Genomic DNA, 16502 nt, shown 5'->3' on the forward strand with positions numbered 1-16502 from the left:
TCTGCATTCCCCTGCCGTTTTTCTCTCCTGACAATATTGCGATATCTGGCCGTAAATGACGAATCCTGTGATTGGGAGGCGTTGGTATAGCCTGAAGGAGTGCAGACGCGACGTGGGATAAAATGAATCGGGATCAAGGATGTGGCAGAGGACGCCTCTGCACAGGCCGGGCGTGATACCCGGCATGACCAGTGGATTTTTTACGGCGATTAGCGCGCGCGAATAAAACTGCCGTTCGCCTGACGGGTGAACAGCACCTGCTGGCCGCTGTCGGTATCAATCGTCAGGCCGGTCACGACGCCATTAGCATTCTGGCGAATTTTCACCGTCTGCCCGGTTTGCAGCGAGCTGAGCGGTTTGCCCGGGCCTTCTACCTGCGCCATCGCATAGACGTCGGTTGGCGGCAGATTATGGTCACGGAACAGCTGGGCCAGGGTTTTACCCGCTTCTATGCGGTAGGTACGCCACTGCTGCTCAATCTCCGGTGCCGCATGCTGCTGCTGCTGCTGCGGCTGTGCGTAGGCCTGGCTCTGTCCCTGATCCACCGGTTCGTCCTGCACCGGCTCTGGCGCCACCGGCGCCATCTGATCGGCGTCATTCACCGTCGGAGTGGTGGTAATCGGCGGCAGCGGCATGGCCTGTTGGGAAGGTTGTGGCTGGGACTGCGATTGCAGGTCGATATTGGCTGTGCGGCCACTTTGTACCGGACCGCTACTGTCCTCTGACGGAAGCAGTATGCCGATAATCACCAGCAACGCGCCGGCAATGATGCCTCGGCGATGCATGGGCGGCAGCGGATCCATAATGCGAATATGATCCGGGGCGTGCCAGATCTTCGCCAGGGTAGGGGTGATGTCAAAGCGCCCGGGCATGGCTTTCCTCCTGCTCCGCATATTTTTATCCTGCTCCGTAGAGTATAGATGGCTAACTTCCTGATGGCCGAGACAAAGATATGTTTCGTGAGGTTAACCTGATATCTCCTATTGTTTCTGTTTCCCTCAGATTTGTCATCATCTCCGCGACAAAGTTTTACCCATCGGACGATGGCTGATATGCTGCCCACCACTTTACACTCGTCGTCTTTCGAGTTGCTGATGCGCTGGCTGCGCCTGCTTGCACTGGCCACACTGTGGTCTGTCCTGCCGTTGAATCATCTGCACGCCGCCTTCTTGCTGCCTGGAATTCGTCGAGTATGAAATTTTCCCCCCGAAAAATAAGGAAAGAAGATGGCAACCCCGACTTTTGACACTATTGAAGCGCAGGCAAGTTACGGTATCGGCTTGCAGGTTGGACAACAGCTGAGCGAATCCGGCCTGCAGGGGCTGCTGCCTGAAGCACTGGTTGCCGGCATTGCCGATGCGCTGGAAGGCAATCAGCCGCAGGTGCCGGTGGAGGCCGTTCACCGTGCGCTACGTGAAATCCACGAACGTGCTGACGCGGTACGTCGCGAGCGTTTTCAGGAGATGGCGGCCGATGGCCAGAAATACCTGGATGAAAACCGCGAGCGTGAAGGCGTGAACAGCACCGAATCCGGTCTGCAGTTCCGCGTTCTGACCCAGGGTGAAGGCGCGATCCCGGCGCGTACCGACCGCGTCCGTGTGCATTACATCGGTAAACTGATCGACGGTACCGTATTTGACAGTTCCGTGGCTCGTGGGGAACCGGCTGAGTTCCCGGTGACTGGCGTGATCGGCGGCTGGATTGAAGCGCTGACTCTGATGCCGGTAGGTTCCAAATGGGAACTGACTATTCCGCACAACCTGGCCTACGGTGAGCGAGGCGCAGGTGCTTCTATTCCTCCGTTCAGCACCTTGATCTTTGAAGTTGAACTGCTGGATATTATCTAATCAGCAGTTGCTTCCTCTCCCTTGAGGAGGGGAAGCAACTAAAAATAGCGCAAAATACTTAAGTTCGGAATATGCTGGAGTTTTATGTTGCAATCAGGATTTTTAGGTGTATTTTTGTGAGCTGTTTCGCGCTGCAGGGGTGATATAACACTCACTTTAAACATAAAATTAACATTATCTCTAAATCATAGTATTCATCCCTCCGATTCTTACCTAATATCGATAAACCCTTTTTCGGGGTAATAACGAATGACGGGCCATCAGAGCCTGAACAACACAGACAGGTACAACAGGAAGAAAATCACATGGTAGATCAGGTTAAAGTCGCTGCCGAAGAGCAGGCTCCGACTGAACAATCGCTACGGCGAAATCTCACGAATCGACATATTCAGCTTATTGCTATTGGTGGTGCTATCGGGACCGGGCTGTTTATGGGCTCCGGAAAAACCATCAGTCTCGCCGGGCCATCCATTATTTTCGTTTATATGATTATCGGCTTTATGCTATTTTTCGTGATGCGCGCGATGGGCGAATTACTGCTGTCGAATCTGGAATATAAATCGTTCAGTGATTTTGCCGGCGACCTTCTGGGGCCGTGGGCTGGCTATTTTACCGGCTGGACCTACTGGTTCTGCTGGGTTGTGACCGGGATGGCCGACGTGGTGGCAATCACCGCCTACGCCCAGTTCTGGTTCCCTGGACTTTCCGACTGGGTCGCTTCGCTGGCGGTTATCCTGTTGCTACTGAGCCTTAACCTTGCCACCGTGAAAATGTTCGGTGAAATGGAGTTCTGGTTCGCGATGATCAAAATTGTCGCTATTGTGGCGCTGATTGTTGTCGGCCTGGTGATGGTTATGATGCATTTCAAATCGCCGACCGGCGTGGAAGCTTCTTTTACCCATCTGTGGAGTGACGGCGGCTGGTTCCCGAAAGGGATCAGTGGATTCTTTGCTGGCTTCCAGATAGCGGTCTTCGCATTCGTCGGTATTGAGCTGGTAGGGACCACTGCGGCGGAAACCAAAGATCCGGAGAAATCCCTGCCGCGTGCCATTAACTCTATCCCACTGCGTATTATTATGTTCTACGTCTTCGCGCTGATCGTGATTATGTCGGTGACGCCGTGGAGTTCCGTGGTGCCGGCTAAGAGCCCGTTCGTCGAACTGTTTGTCCTAGTGGGCCTGCCGGCTGCGGCCAGCCTGATTAACTTTGTGGTGCTGACATCGGCGGCCTCTTCGGCGAACAGCGGTGTGTTCTCAACCAGCCGTATGCTGTTCGGACTGGCGCAGGATGGCCAGGCGCCATCGATGTTCGCCAAACTGTCGAAACGTGCGGTACCGGCGAAAGGGCTGACCTTCTCCTGTATGTGCCTGCTGGGTGGCGTGGTGATGCTGATGGTGAATCCGAGCGTGATAGCTGCCTTCACCATGATTACCACGGTATCTGCAATCCTGTTTATGTTCGTCTGGACCATTATCCTGTGCTCGTACCTGGTCTACCGCAAAAAGCGTCCGCATCTGCATGAGCAGTCCAAATATAAGATGCCGCTCGGTAAGCTGATGTGCTGGGTCTGTATGGCGTTCTTCGTCTTCGTGCTGGTGCTGTTGACCCTGGAAGCCGACACGCGCGAAGCGCTGATCGTCACCCCGCTGTGGTTTGTTCTACTGGCGGCAGGTTGGTTCTTTGCCGGTAAGAAGCGTCTGGCGAAATAAAAAAATCTTCGGGAGAGCGATTTTTAACGTTGCTTGCAACGGCCCGTCATAAAAAAGGCCACCGGGGTGGCCAATAAGACGGACAATATCGAGGGCGCCTGCGGGCGCCTTTTTTATTTTCCGGCGAGGGCACGCGGAAACAGAACGTTATTCTCCAGGTTGATGTGTTCCATCAGATCGTCAATCAATTGGTTAATGCCGTTGTACATCGCTTTCCACGTGGTGCAGGCCGGCGGCGGCGGGGTGACATTGTTGGTGACATGCTTAATCACTTCCAGCAGCTCACCTGCTTCGTCGTGTTCGCTTTCCATCACGCTGATGGGGCCGGCGGCCTGAGTCCCCATGCCCTGTGTGATCATCGGGAACAGGATCTGCTCCTCTTTCATCATGTGGCTGGAGAGCTCCTGGTGCAGCATGGTCAGGTATTTGGTTAAGCCGTTCGGCACGTCAGGTTTATCGGCATGCACGCGCTCAACTTTGGCGGCTTGCAGGATAAGCTCTGGCAGCTGTTCGCGATGCCTGTCGTGATAGCGAACGATGATATGGTCGATGATTTCCGCGTACGGCGCGACGCGCCACTCTTTCTCAACCGGCTCTTCCGCCAGTCTGCCCAGCTCGGCTTCAATCACCGCGACGTTCAGCTCCTTGCGTGATGCGGCGCGCTCCAGAGTTTGTTTGCCGCCGCAGCAGTAGTCCATATCGTATTTACGGAACAACGCGGAGGCGCGCGGAATCGTCAGCGCCAGCTCGCCTAAAGGTTGGTCACGAAAAGCCATAGCGAATACCTCGTCTTTAAAAATATAAGATGCATATTAAATGCATCTTAGTGGCAAGGAAATACCCCTTTCGGATACCAGGCTATTTTTTATTCTCGCAGACCCGCTCCACAACCACCGGCTTTTGTGGCCGGGAACAGACGGCGTAGACCACACCAAGAACCAGCAACAGGATACCGCTGAGCGTCAGCAGCGGCGGCATGCTATGTCGCAACAGGAAGGTATACAGCAGGCCAGCCAGCGTTTCGAAGACGATGAGTGGCCCGAGAATGACCGTCGGCAGCTTCTGGCTGGCGATATTCCAGCACAATGCACCGACCCAGGAGCAGAGGATGGCAATCGCCAGCATCAGCGTCACGAAGAGCAAGGGACGTGGGCCAAAAGGCAGCGCGAAGTCGACCTGCTGAGCATGCAGCCATCCGCAGGCAATCAGATAGCCGGCCAGCGAGACCGGTAGCGTCACCAGCGCCTGCGCCGTCGCCCACATCATCGGATGCTTATCCGGGTTTTGCCGCAACCAGCGGGCATTGCGCAACGCGTACCAGGCCCAGCAGGCTACCGACACCAGCGCCAGACCAATACCGCAACCGTAGCGCCAGAGACTGAAATTGGGCAATCCCTGGCGCAGTTCGGCAATATTGACGCACACGAGGCCGACGGCAATACAGGAGAGTGCCGGAAAGAGACGTCGCCACGGTAGCTTACCATCGCGCTGGCTGTAGAGCAGGTTAGCCATCACCGGCAGCACTACCGGAAGCGTGCCGATAATCATCGTCGATACCGGTGCGCCGGTACGCTGAATGGCGCTGGCGAGACAAACGTAATAGATCAGGTTTCCCATCATGGTCAGCACCAGCGCTGTCCACCAGTCTCGCCCGGAAAGCTGTCGCAGCCGCGCGCGACCGAGCCAGGCCAGCGGCAGGGCAATCAGCCCCAGCGCCAGATAGCGTCCCATCGATTGCAGGACCGCCGGGTATTCCGGTACCAGCACCGGTCCGACGAATATGAGCCCCCACATCATCCCCGCCAGCAGGGCATACAACACACCACTAATCATCACGCCATCCGTACCGGTTTGAGTTGGTCAAAGTGTAGAAGAGGCCCGGTCGGGAATATTGTATGAGATTGCGCATTAGCGCCGGGCGACCTGCTTTTGATAGCGCACGGGGGTGATGCCGTAGCGGTGGGTAAAGGCGCGGGTCAGGTGTGACTGATCGGTCAGACCAGTGGCGGCGGCAACCTCAGCGGCGAGCATTCCGTGGGTGAGGAAGGCTTTGGCGCGCCACAGGCGAATGGCCATCAGCATCTGATGGGGCGTGACGTGGAAATGTGCCTTAAACTGGCGCTGAAAGTGATACGGGCTCAGGGCGGCAACCTGCGCCAGCTCATCAAGGGAAATGGCGTGCATATAGTTGTCATGCAGATAGTCGCGTACGCGCTCGAAACGGTGGGCGGCTTCTGCGATAACCGGAGTGTGATGGGCCAGCGGGCGGAAGGTATCGATCACGTCGAGCAACAGACCCTGCTGCGCCAGGGGATCGTCGGTATGCCATAAGCCATAAATAAGCTGACAGAGCCGCCGTGAGCGCTGCGGATCCTGACGAACCACCTCACTGAACCACCAGTGGCGCACGCCGGTGACCTCTTCCAGCATCTGTGGTTCCAGATAGACCATGCGATAGCGCCAACCGTCGGCGGTGGCGGCTTCTCCGGTGTGCAGTTCGTCAGGGTTCATGGTAACGATGGAGTTGACCGGAGCGACGTACTGGCTGCCGCGATAGCGAAAACGCTCGGCGCCGAGCTCTATCGCACCGATACCGAAAGCTTCATGGGTATGGGGTTCGAAGGCGTAGCGGGAAATATGGGCATGGTACAGCTCAACGCCGGGCAACTGCGCCGGATGGCGAAAGCGCGCGCTGTCTCTCTCATCGTTGAACTGTTCCGGTACGCCCTGCATTGCGTTTCTCCCGACGGATATCCTTTTATTATTGGGGATGACCCGTCGGGAAGCTACAATAATTAACCTTTTTGTAACCGTTACAGAATGCCTTTGATGCTCTCAGCCAGCGGTGTCGTCGGGCGGCCAATCAACGTGCTCAGGGTACGGCTGTCGTCAAACAGGCCGCCTTTGGCGGCGCCGACATCGGAGTCGGCGAGCATGTCCGCCAGCCCCGCCGGCAGGCCAACGCTCTTCAGCGCAGCGGCGAAGTCGGCTTCGCTCAGGTTCTGATACACCACGTTTTTACCGCTCTGCTTGCTCAGCGCGGCGGCCAGTTCGCTCAGGGTCCAGGCTTCATCGCCGGCCAGTTCATACACTTTTCCGGCATGGCCCTCTTCAGCGATAACGCGTGCGGCGGCCTGGGCGTAATCGGCGCGGGTCGCCGAGGCGATTTTGCCATCACCGGCAGCGCCGATAAACACGCCATGCTCAAGCGCTGGCGGCGCGCTGGCGAGATAGTTCTCGGTGTACCAGCCGTTGCGCAGCAGAGCATAGGAGATACCGGAATCGGCGAGCATTTTCTCGGTTTCAACATGTTCAACGTGCAGGCCAAGGGGGGATGTATCGGCATGAAGCAGGCTGGTATAGGCGATAAATTTAACCCCGGCGGCTTTGGCGGCGTTGATAACGTTGCGGTGCTGCGGCGTACGCTGGCCCACTTCGCTGGAGGAGATCAGCAGCAGCTTATCCACGCCCTGCAGCGCGGCGGTCAATGCTGCTTCGTCGGTATAATCGGCCTGGCGGACTATAATGCCTTGCTGGCTCAGCGCTTCGGCTTTTGCCAGGTTACGCACAATGGCCACAATCTGGCTGGCGGCTGTGGTTTTTAACAAATTTTGTAGGACGAGGTGGCCAAGCTGGCCGGTCGCGCCGGTAATAGCGATCATTAGTCTTCTCCTTCGTGTTGTGTGACATTTATGGTAAGCTAACACCTTTACTAACTTTTAGTAAGTACATACAAAAAGGTAAGTGTGAAAATGGTGAATCCGACGCTGAGCGAAAAAATGCGCGACGGTAATCTGTTTGCCGAGCAGTGCCCGTCACGCGATGTACTGAAGCACGTAACCAGTCGCTGGGGGGTATTAATCCTGGTGGCGCTGCGCGGGGGAACCCATCGCTTTAGTGAGCTACGCCGTAAAATGGGCGGCGTCAGCGAAAAGATGCTGGCTCAGTCGCTGCAGGCGCTGGAGCAGGATGGCTTTATCAACCGGGTCTCGCGACCGGTCGTCCCGCCGCATGTAGAGTATAGTCTGACGCCACTTGGCGAGCAGGTTAGCGCGAAAGTGGCGGCGCTGGCGGACTGGATTGAGCTGAATCTGCCCGCGGTTCTGGCGAACCACGATCAGGCCGTCGCCTGACGGGAGAAGCCGGATCGCGGCGACAGTATCTGATCCGGCCTGTCGCCGCGCGTGGAACGCCTGCTTTGCGCCCCGCTAAGCGTAGCGTGAGCGGGGAATGCAATCGTTATTGACCTAAATCCAACTGGTAAATCGCGAAGCCGATATCATCGGTGGCCACTTGATGCATCGGATACTGCGCTTTCTCTTTAATAAATGCCGCCGCTTTTTCACCCGGAGAGGTCTCAAAGCGGATATCCAGCGGCACCTTGCTATGGACAGGGGCCAGACGCCAGTTGTTGTCGGCGGACGGGTGGATAGCGCCCGCTTTTTTCGACTCCGCGCCGATCCATGCCGCCAGCACTGCACGGTTCTCGTCGGGGGAGGCGAAAGCAATGTGGCTATCGCCGGTTCCGGCAAATTTACCGCCGTAGGCGCGGTAGTTATTGGTGGCGACGAGGAAGGTGGCTTTGGGGTCAACAGGTTTGCCGTTAAAGGTCAGATCCTTAATCCGTTCTGCCTGCGGGTGAATCATCTGACACTCGCCGTCGTAACGCGCTGGCTGGGTGACGTCAATCTGGTAGTTTACACCGTCAATCACATCAAAGTTGTAGGTGCGAAAACCGTCCCAGTTAATTAACGACTGCGGTTTGCTGCTGGCGGGGTCAATCTGGTTAAACTGCCCGGCGGAACACTCCAGCCACTCTTTCACCTCTTTACCACTGACCTTCATCACCACCAGGGTGTTCGGGTAGAGATAGAGGTCGGCGGCGTTGCGGAAGGTGAGCTGGCCTTTCTCCACCTCGACGAAGCTGGCCGGGTCGTTTTTGCGGCCGCCGACTTTAAACGGCGCGGCGGCGGAGAGCACCGGCAGTTTAGCCAGGTCAGGATCGCCCTGAATGTAGTGCTCAACGTAGGACTTCTGCGCCATATTCACCACCTGCACGGTCGGGTCATCCTGTACCAGCGCCAGGTAGCTATACATGTTGTCTGAGGATTTGCCAATCGGCTTGTTGACGAATTCACGGGTGGCATCATGATCGGTTTTTAGCACCGCCACCATCTTCGTGTCTTCCGCCGCCAGCGATTTCTTAGCGACCGCGTCATAGATCGGGCGAGCTTCCGCTTTTGCCTGGCTGACCTGCCATTTGCCGGTATCGTTATTCAGCACCAGATCGACGACGCCGAGATGATCGCCCCACATGCCGGGCATCACGGCCGGAATGCCGTTAAGGGTGCCTTTCGCAATATCAGCGCCTTTAATACTGGCAAAATCTTTCCCCGGGAATACCGCATGCGCGTGGCCAAACATGATGGCATCCACGCCGGGTACCTGGCTGAGGTAGTACACCGAATTTTCTGCCATCGCGTGGTAAGGATCGGCAGAGAGTCCCGAATGTGCGACCACCACCACCACATCTGCGCCTTTTTCTCGCATTTCCGGCACATAGTGACGCGCGGTTGCGGTGATATCGTTGACGCTCACTTTGCCGTTGAGATTGGCTTTATCCCAGGTCATGATTTGCGGCGGCACAAAACCGATATAGCCGATACGCAGCGTCTGTGTTTTACCGTCGCGAGCCTGCACCGTCGTCTCTTTAATCAGGTACGGCGTAAACATCGGTTTACCGGTTTTGGTATCGATAATATTGGCGTTTACGTAAGGAAATTTCGCCCCGGCGAGCGCCTTGTGCAGGAAATCAAGGCCGTAGTTGAACTCGTGATTGCCGAGGTTACCTACCGCGTAATCCAGCGTATTCATTGCCTTATATACCGGGTGCACATCGCCGCTGTTGAGCCCTTTGGCGGCCACATAGTCACCCAGCGGACTTCCTTGGATAACATCGCCGTTATCGACCAGCACGCTGTTTTTGACTTCCTGCCGGGCTTTTTCAATCAGCGTAGCGGTACGCACGAGGCCAAATTTTTCCGTTGCAGCGTCTTTGTAGTAGTCGAAATCCATCATATTGCTGTGCAAATCGGTGGTTTCCATAATCCGCAAATCGACCGTCGCGGCGTTCACGCTGGCGGCAACCAGCGTAGCCAGTAACGTTGCGCTAAACTTAATCATCAGAGGCGTCCTTTTTATGAGCAATGACACAGAAGAAAATGTATGTACATCCTGTTGCTTACAGAAATGTGAATCATGCCGAAAACTGGCTTATGAAACCGCCATTGTTATCACAGATAGCGGAATTCGCACCGATGCGATATAACTAAAACAACGAGTTAACGCCACTGTAACCAGATGAGGTGGAGAATGTTAGAACAAGTATGTCAACTTGCACGGATTGCAGGTGATGCCATCATGGAGGTCTATGATGGAAAGCAGCCGATGGACGTGGCCAGCAAGAAGGATGATTCTCCGGTCACTGCGGCGGATCTCGCCGCGCACAAGGTGATTATACGCGGCCTGCTGGCGCTGACACCCGATATCCCGGTGCTCTCTGAAGAAGATCCTCCCGGATGGGAGGTGCGGCAGCACTGGCAGCGCTATTGGCTGGTGGATCCGCTGGACGGCACCAAAGAATTTATTAAACGTAATGGTGAGTTTACCGTCAATATTGCCTTGATTGAAAAAGGGAAACCGGTACTTGGCGTGGTTTACGCGCCGGTTTTAAAGGTACTGTACAGCGCGGAAGGCGGAAAGGCGTGGAAAGACGAATGCGGCATGCGTAAGCAGATTCAGGTACGGGATGCCCGGCCACCGCTGGTCGTCATCAGTCGCTCTCACGGCAACGATCCGGAGCTGCAGGAGTACCTGGAACATATTGGCGAACATCAGACCACGTCGATCGGTTCGTCGCTGAAATTCTGCCTGGTGGCGGAAGGTCAGGCCCAGCTTTATCCGCGCTTTGGGCCGACCAGTACCTGGGATACCGCCGCCGGTCATGCCGTCGCGGTGGCTGCCGGGGCGCATGTTCACGACTGGCAGGGGCGCACTCTGGACTATACCCCGCGTGAATCTTTCCTTAACCCCGGCTTCCGGGTTTCTATTTACTGAGCAGTTTGTGCAGCAGGGCGACCACCTGCTGCACTTCATCCTGCGTGAGCGCGCCATCTTTGGCCCACTGAACGCGACCGTCTTTATCCAGCACCGCAATCGCTGAACTCTCCTCTTGCAGTTGCCAGGCTTTACGGGCCAGACCGTTGCTGTCGACAATAAACTGCGACCAGGGATAGAGCTGTTTGTTGCTCTCAATGCTGCTACGGACGAACACGCCGGAGCCTGGAATGGCGTCATCGGTATTCACGATGGTGGTGGTCTGGTAACGGTCGTGCGGGAATTTAGCGGCCTTAATCGCCTCTATCAGGGTGGCATTTTTCTCTTTTGCCGACGTGCGTCCGGCGATGTGCTGTACCACGCGAACTTTTCCTGCCAGCTGCGAGCTATTCCAGTTTTTATAGCTAAACTTATCATTATCCAGAATTAATTCTCCCCGGTCGGCAATGCCAACCGGCGCGACGCGTTGGCCATCGACAAAATTATGCGCTGAGGCCATCAACGGGAACAGGAGACAGGAAACCGCCAGTAGCTTACGTAGGGTCATGATGGGTCCTTATTTTTATGCAGGTGATCCGACCACTTGGTCTCGTTTAAGCATAAATGCGATTTCCCGGCATTACACGCAATCAGGGTGCCAGTTTGCGTGTTAACGCACATATTCGAAGGAAATCGGCGACTTATACTAATTTCTACTTATGTTTGAAAAGAAAGTTCTTATTAATTGTCATCAAAAGGTAAATAAACTTATGCATGCTGGGTATTACAGAAGTTCTGGACTATAGTTTCAGGGCATTAAAATTTGCGCTCCCGAATCGTGGGCCAAGTGTGGCACCACAAGAGCGTAACCCTGGCAGGAGACAACAATGAAAATTTTCCAACGCTACAATCCGCTGCAAGTAGCGAAGTACGTGAAGATCCTGTTCCGTGGACGGTTATACATCAAGGATGTTGGCGCTTTTGAGTTTGATAAGGGCAAAATCCTTATCCCGAAGGTTAAAGACAAGCAGCATTTGTCTGTGATGTCTGAAGTCAATCGTCAGGTTCTGCGTCTGCAAACAGAGATGGCTTAACCTGAATAACGATATAGCTATGCGGTAAAAAAAACGGCTCCTGATGGGAGCCGTTAGTGTTTAAGACCACAAGTGCTATGCTACGCTTTGCTCATCTTTAGCAGCATCCGTCTGCTTAGGCACCAGCACAGTCGGTTTGTTGTCGATGCGGGTGACCAGCAGTTGGTCGATCCGGTAGTTGTCGATATCCACCACCTCAAATTTATAGCCGGAGAATTTCACCGCATCGGTGCGCTTCGGGATCTTACGTAGCATAAACATCATAAAGCCGCCGATAGTCTCGTAGTTGCCGGACTGCGGGAATTCGTCGATATCCAGCACGCGCATCACGTCGTCAATCGGTGTACCGCCATCAATCAGCCATGAGTTCTCATCGCGAGCGACAATCTGCTCTTCAAGTCCCTGACCGACCAGATCGCCCATCAGCGTGGTCATGACGTCGTTGAGGGTGATAATCCCCACCACCAGCGCATATTCGTTCATGATCACCGCGAAGTCTTCCCCGGCGGTTTTAAAGCTTTCCAGGGCTTCCGACAGCGTCAGCGTATCCGGAACAATCAGCGTATTGCGAATCTGCACGCCGCCGGTCAGTACCAGACTTTGGTTTGCCAGCACGCGATTAAGCAGATCTTTAGAGTCAACGTAGCCGATGATATGGTCGATATCTTCGTTACAGACCAGGAATTTGGAGTGTGGATGTTCCGCCACCTTGTTCTTCAGGCTCTGCTCGTCTTCGTGCAGATCGAACCAGATAATATTTTCACGCGAGGTCATGGACGACGGAACGGTACGTGACTCCAGCTCGAAAACGTTCTCAATCAGCTCATGTTCCTGCTTACGCAGCACCCCGGCCAGCGCGCCGGCTTCTACCACGGCGTAAATGTCGTCGGAAGTAATATCGTCCTTACGCACCATCGGTATTTTGAACAGGCGGAAGATGTTGTTAGCTGTGCCGTTGAACAGCCATACCAGCGGGCGGAAAATCAGCAGGCAGAAGCGCATCGGGTTGATGATACGCAAAGCAACGGCTTCTGGCGCAATCATACCGATGCGTTTCGGGGTCAGATCAGCGAACAGAATGAACAGGCTGGTGACCAGGGTAAAGGAGATGATAAAGCTCAATTGCTCTGAAAGCTCAGCAGACATGTACTGGCTCAGCAGACTGTGAAACGCCGGCGAGAATGCTGCGTCACCGACGATACCACCAAGAATAGCGACGGCGTTGAGGCCGATCTGCACGACGGTAAAGAAAGTGCCTGGGTTTTCCTGCATTTTGAGAACGCGTTGGGCGTTCACGTTGCCGTCATCGGCCAGCAGTTTGAGTTTGATCTTACGTGAAGCTGCCAGCGAGATCTCCGATATCGAAAAAAACGCACTGACAGCGATCAGACAAAGAATAACTAAAATACTATTTAACATAGTTTATCCAGCCGTTGAGGCCAGATCCTCGGAAGGGAAGTTGATAACGCTAATGTGGTAAACCATATTGAAAACCGGCCCGAAGGAGGTGGGCCGGAAATTTCAGAGACTAGTATAGCGTAAGGTACTGTAAAGCCGCCAGAGGGTTAATTTTCAGCGACCGCTGAACGGGATTTAGCGCGTGAAGCTGGCGTCGCATCCCAGACTTCATCATATTTATAACCGGTAAGGGATTTGATCACTGCCCGGGTTTCCTCATCGCAATCGGCAACGTTACCGCCGAGTTTACGGCGAGCCACTTCTTTAATCAGTATCTTGTGGGTCTTCTGCGTCAGCTTAAACTGGAATGTAATATAAAAGCTGATGGCAAGCAGTGCCGTAGTCGCAAACACCATCAGACCGATGATAGCCTGTAGGGCGCTTAGCGGCTGCGAGCCGCTGCCTTTAACAAATCCACTTTCTTCCAGCACCAGGCCAATCAACATGATGGCCAGCGCTACGGTGCTTTTACGCGTCAGCACCATCACACCGGCGAAAATCCCTTCCCGACGCTGGCGGGTCACCAGTTCATCCACATCGGGAATAAAACTATAGATGTTCCACGGAATATAATACAACCCTGCTTTAGCTAGCCCGAACAGCACGAATACCGCCGAGAACAGCAGGGTGGGAACCTGCAGGTTGCCCAGATAGGCTGTAAATAAGAAACCCAGTACGAGGAAGATGCAGCTGTAAGAGAGGCGCAGGGCACTGGAAGGTGTCATGTTAAGTTTATTCATCAGCATCATAAAGCCAAAAGTGCCGGGAATAGAAACAAATGCAGCGATGCTTAATAATCCGGAAACCGCAGCGGTATCCTGTTTTAAACCGTACACCACATAATAGGTAAATACTGAACCAAAAATATCCATTGCGGTAAATGAACAAATGTAAATGAGAATGTGTTGGCGGAATATTCGAATTTTAAATGACGAGAGAATATCAATGATAAGATATTTTAAATGGTTCAGCAGTCCTTTGCTTCTCTTTGTTTGTGGCGCGAATTCATATTCTTCCCGTACGTCTTTCGCTTCCCAGGTGGTTGCCCAGGTGGTGAATACGGCAATGCAATAAATGATAGAGAAGACAATCCCGGTCAGCGTATAAGTATACGCGTTATCTTTCCCGGTAAATTGCATAATAATCCCGGGTACCGCAACGGCTAAAAATCCGCCCAGCGATGAGCACATCATTCGCACACCGGCCAGGCGAGTACGTTCGCTGAAGCGATTGGTCATTTCTGCAGCTAGCGTTTCCCAGGGAACAAGCACCATCGCGGAGAGCAATTCAATAGACAGATAGGTACCCAGATAGTACCAGTAACCCATATCGGTGACCCACACCAGGGTGTAGAGAAACATTAATGGTGCGCTGATTAATAAAAAGAAGCGGCGTCGGCCAAATTTTCTGCCCAACCAGGTATTACCGAAATTATCGGTAATGTATCCCATTATCGGGCTCAATATTGCATCGATAATGCGGGCAATAGCAAATATTGAACCAGCTTCCAGTACCGATAGCCCACAATAGGTAGTGTAAAAAAATAACAGCCAGGTGCCAATAACGACAAAGGCACCGCCACCAAATAAATCAGTTACGCCATAGCCAATAGCCACGCCGTAACCTACTTTTCGTTCAGTAGGTTTGACCATATTATTATTCCTGTCGGGTACGGGGGCAGGTATATATTTTATCTTCCAGCCTGTATTCGCTGACGTCAGTCACTGACTGATGTCAGCTCATGGGTATTGACTCCTTTATCACCCTGATGCAGCTTGAATGATTCGATATATAGACTCTGCACATTTTTATTCTTGTCAGGGGAGAGAGCTTAATCTCCCAGGTTAATCCAACGACGCAGTTGTGACGAGCGATAAATAGCATCGACTATCTGCAATGATTTTGCTGCCTCGCTAATCCCACACCATTCACCCGCGTCAGGATTATCAATGGCGGCATAAAACTGACGAATGGCTTGCTGATGACCCACTCCCCAGTAGCCTTTCCCGGAACCGTCCGGGGCGTTATCGCTTGCCAGCTGGCGGCGTGTTCCCTCTCTGACGAGCCATAGTTCGTTCTCCTCAAGCTGCAGGACTCCCTGTTCGCCATGGATTTCCAGCTGTAGTGGAGAGTTAGTCGTGTAGCAATTGCTGGCGTAAAACAGTCCGCGAGCACTGTTGCGAAAAGCGAACGTTGCCATAGCGCTATCTTCGCCTTCGATGGCATCGCTGAGCCAGCTGCTGTCGACCACTCCCTTCACCCGTACCACGCCCTGACCAAACCATTGCATCAAATCAAGGGTGTGAATAGCCTGATTAATCAGCAGACACCCCCCCTCCGTGGCGTGTCGCCCACGCCACGGACTATCGGTGTAGTAGCTATCCGTCCGCGACCAGGTCAACATGGCCTTGATACTGTGAATCCTGCCGAGCTTCTCTTCTTGCAACTGTTGTGCGATGGCAAGGCTGGTAGGATTTAGCCGGTTCTGGTAGCAAATCCCCAGCATCCCCGATGAATGGTTCGCCGCTGCCTCAATTTCAGTCACATCCAGCGCATTCATCGCCACAGGCTTTTCACAAAAAACCTGTTTACCTGCCGCCAGTGCGGCAAGAATCATTGATTTATGCAGGTAGTGGGGTGTGCAGATATGCACCACATCAATTGTCTTATCTTGCAGCATCTCACGGTAGTCATGGTAGAAATGGCAGCCATACCGGGCGGCGAGCTGCCGCCCCCGGCTGATGTCAATCTCCACAATGGCGCGCAATGACGCGTTGGGCACCTGCCTTAGTGCTTCAACGTGTGTGGTATGGATAGCGCCACAGCCAATAATGGCTGCGTTCAGGTTTCTCATGGCGCCTCCCGTTACGCGCTGGCATTCGCCAGCATTTGCGCTTTGACGCACAGCTCTGCGGCTTTAAAGGCGTGTGCCTGGGTCATCGCGTTTTCCGTCCGGTGGATACAGTCGAGAATCAACTCACCAAAAAACGGAAAGCCCACTTGTCCTGCCACGGGATAGCGGAATTCCCCCTCTTTATTGACCAGATACACCACATCCTGTTCACCTTGGGTAATATCGACATACTTACGGATTTCGATGTAACCCTCGGTGCCGAGTAGCGTCAGACGACCATCTCCCCACGAGCTGAGTCCCTCCGGCGTAAACCAGTCGCAGCGGAAGTAGCCCGTCGCGCCATTGTTGCCGGCAAGCATTGCATCACCAAAATCCTCAAACTGCGGATATTGCGGGTGGTTTACGTTACGTACCTGACTGGCGACAATCCGCGCCTCGCTGTTGC

Annotated in this window: 15 protein-coding genes and 1 pseudogene; 5 read left to right on the top strand and 11 right to left on the bottom strand. The window is 54.0% G+C overall.

The genetic code is table 11. The annotated features are described in order from the left end of the window. Positions 1-209: 209 nt before the first annotated feature. Complete coding sequence (locus ACZAHD_RS15895; RefSeq protein ID WP_462457628.1) at positions 210-872, bottom strand: LysM-like peptidoglycan-binding domain-containing protein; 663 nt, start codon at positions 870-872, stop codon at positions 210-212. Between the two features lie 354 nt (positions 873-1226). Here ACZAHD_RS15895 and fklB point away from each other — a divergent pair, with 354 nt between their 5' ends. Next, positions 1227-1847 carry an FKBP-type peptidyl-prolyl cis-trans isomerase gene (fklB, locus tag ACZAHD_RS15900; RefSeq protein ID WP_462457629.1) on the top strand — a complete coding sequence of 207 codons (621 nt, stop codon included), beginning with the start codon at positions 1227-1229 and terminating at the stop codon, positions 1845-1847. A 305-nt stretch (positions 1848-2152) separates the two neighbouring features. After that, positions 2153-3556, top strand: a complete 1404-nt coding sequence (gene cycA / locus ACZAHD_RS15905) for a D-serine/D-alanine/glycine transporter (protein WP_462457630.1) — start codon at positions 2153-2155, stop codon at positions 3554-3556. A 113-nt stretch (positions 3557-3669) separates the two neighbouring features. On the opposite strand, the gene ytfE is transcribed toward cycA, so the two are convergent. The 4 genes from ytfE to ACZAHD_RS15925 form a co-directional block, all read right to left on the bottom strand. Next, complete coding sequence (gene ytfE / locus ACZAHD_RS15910) at positions 3670-4332, bottom strand: iron-sulfur cluster repair protein YtfE (protein ID WP_462457631.1); 663 nt, start codon at positions 4330-4332, stop codon at positions 3670-3672. Between the two features lie 82 nt (positions 4333-4414). Next, positions 4415-5389: a DMT family transporter gene (locus tag ACZAHD_RS15915; protein WP_462457632.1), complete on the bottom strand. Its 975-nt coding sequence runs from the start codon at positions 5387-5389 to the stop codon at positions 4415-4417. Positions 5390-5464: 75 nt separating this feature from the next. Continuing rightward, positions 5465-6289 carry an AraC family transcriptional regulator gene (locus tag ACZAHD_RS15920; RefSeq protein ID WP_462457633.1) on the bottom strand — a complete coding sequence of 275 codons (825 nt, stop codon included), beginning with the start codon at positions 6287-6289 and terminating at the stop codon, positions 5465-5467. An 80-nt stretch (positions 6290-6369) separates the two neighbouring features. After that, positions 6370-7218, bottom strand: coding sequence for an SDR family oxidoreductase (locus ACZAHD_RS15925; RefSeq protein ID WP_462457634.1), 849 nt, complete (start codon positions 7216-7218; stop codon positions 6370-6372). Positions 7219-7308: 90 nt separating this feature from the next. Between ACZAHD_RS15925 and ACZAHD_RS15930 the strand changes: the two genes are divergently transcribed. After that, positions 7309-7689 carry a winged helix-turn-helix transcriptional regulator gene (locus ACZAHD_RS15930; protein WP_462457641.1) on the top strand — a complete coding sequence of 127 codons (381 nt, stop codon included), beginning with the start codon at positions 7309-7311 and terminating at the stop codon, positions 7687-7689. 106 nt (positions 7690-7795) lie between these two features. Here ACZAHD_RS15930 and ACZAHD_RS15935 read toward each other — a convergent pair whose 3' ends face one another. Further along, complete coding sequence (locus ACZAHD_RS15935; RefSeq protein WP_462457635.1) at positions 7796-9739, bottom strand: bifunctional 2',3'-cyclic-nucleotide 2'-phosphodiesterase/3'-nucleotidase; 1944 nt, start codon at positions 9737-9739, stop codon at positions 7796-7798. 189 nt (positions 9740-9928) lie between these two features. Between ACZAHD_RS15935 and cysQ the strand changes: the two genes are divergently transcribed. Further along, complete coding sequence (gene cysQ, locus ACZAHD_RS15940) at positions 9929-10672, top strand: 3'(2'),5'-bisphosphate nucleotidase CysQ (protein ID WP_462457636.1); 744 nt, start codon at positions 9929-9931, stop codon at positions 10670-10672. Here the strand turns inward: cysQ and ACZAHD_RS15945 are convergent. Beyond that, complete coding sequence (locus ACZAHD_RS15945) at positions 10662-11219, bottom strand: YtfJ family protein (RefSeq protein WP_462457637.1); 558 nt, start codon at positions 11217-11219, stop codon at positions 10662-10664. The two genes, cysQ and ACZAHD_RS15945, sit on opposite strands and share 11 nt — an antisense overlap. Before the next feature lie 319 nt (positions 11220-11538). Between ACZAHD_RS15945 and ACZAHD_RS15950 the strand changes: the two genes are divergently transcribed. Continuing rightward, a complete protein-coding gene (locus ACZAHD_RS15950) occupies positions 11539-11745 on the top strand; it encodes a DUF1107 domain-containing protein (RefSeq protein ID WP_004857160.1) in 207 nt (68 codons plus the stop codon). 75 nt (positions 11746-11820) lie between these two features. Here ACZAHD_RS15950 and paeA read toward each other — a convergent pair whose 3' ends face one another. The 4 genes and pseudogenes from paeA to ACZAHD_RS15970 all read right to left on the bottom strand — a co-directional run. Next, entirely contained in the window at positions 11821-13164 is a 1344-nt protein-coding gene (gene paeA / locus ACZAHD_RS15955; protein WP_462457638.1) for a polyamine export protein PaeA, read from the bottom strand. Between the two features lie 146 nt (positions 13165-13310). Further along, positions 13311-14855 (bottom strand): MFS transporter, encoded by a 1545-nt coding sequence (locus tag ACZAHD_RS15960; protein WP_462457639.1) that lies wholly within the window; start codon positions 14853-14855, stop codon positions 13311-13313. A 179-nt stretch (positions 14856-15034) separates the two neighbouring features. Further along, positions 15035-16057: a Gfo/Idh/MocA family protein gene (locus ACZAHD_RS15965; RefSeq protein WP_462457640.1), complete on the bottom strand. Its 1023-nt coding sequence runs from the start codon at positions 16055-16057 to the stop codon at positions 15035-15037. Positions 16058-16068: 11 nt separating this feature from the next. Next, positions 16069-16502, bottom strand: a pseudogene (locus ACZAHD_RS15970) (Gfo/Idh/MocA family protein); the annotation flags it as partial.

Origin of the sequence: Raoultella sp. (assembly GCF_039594335.1) — a bacterium.
Lineage (GTDB): Bacteria > Pseudomonadota > Gammaproteobacteria > Enterobacterales > Enterobacteriaceae > Klebsiella.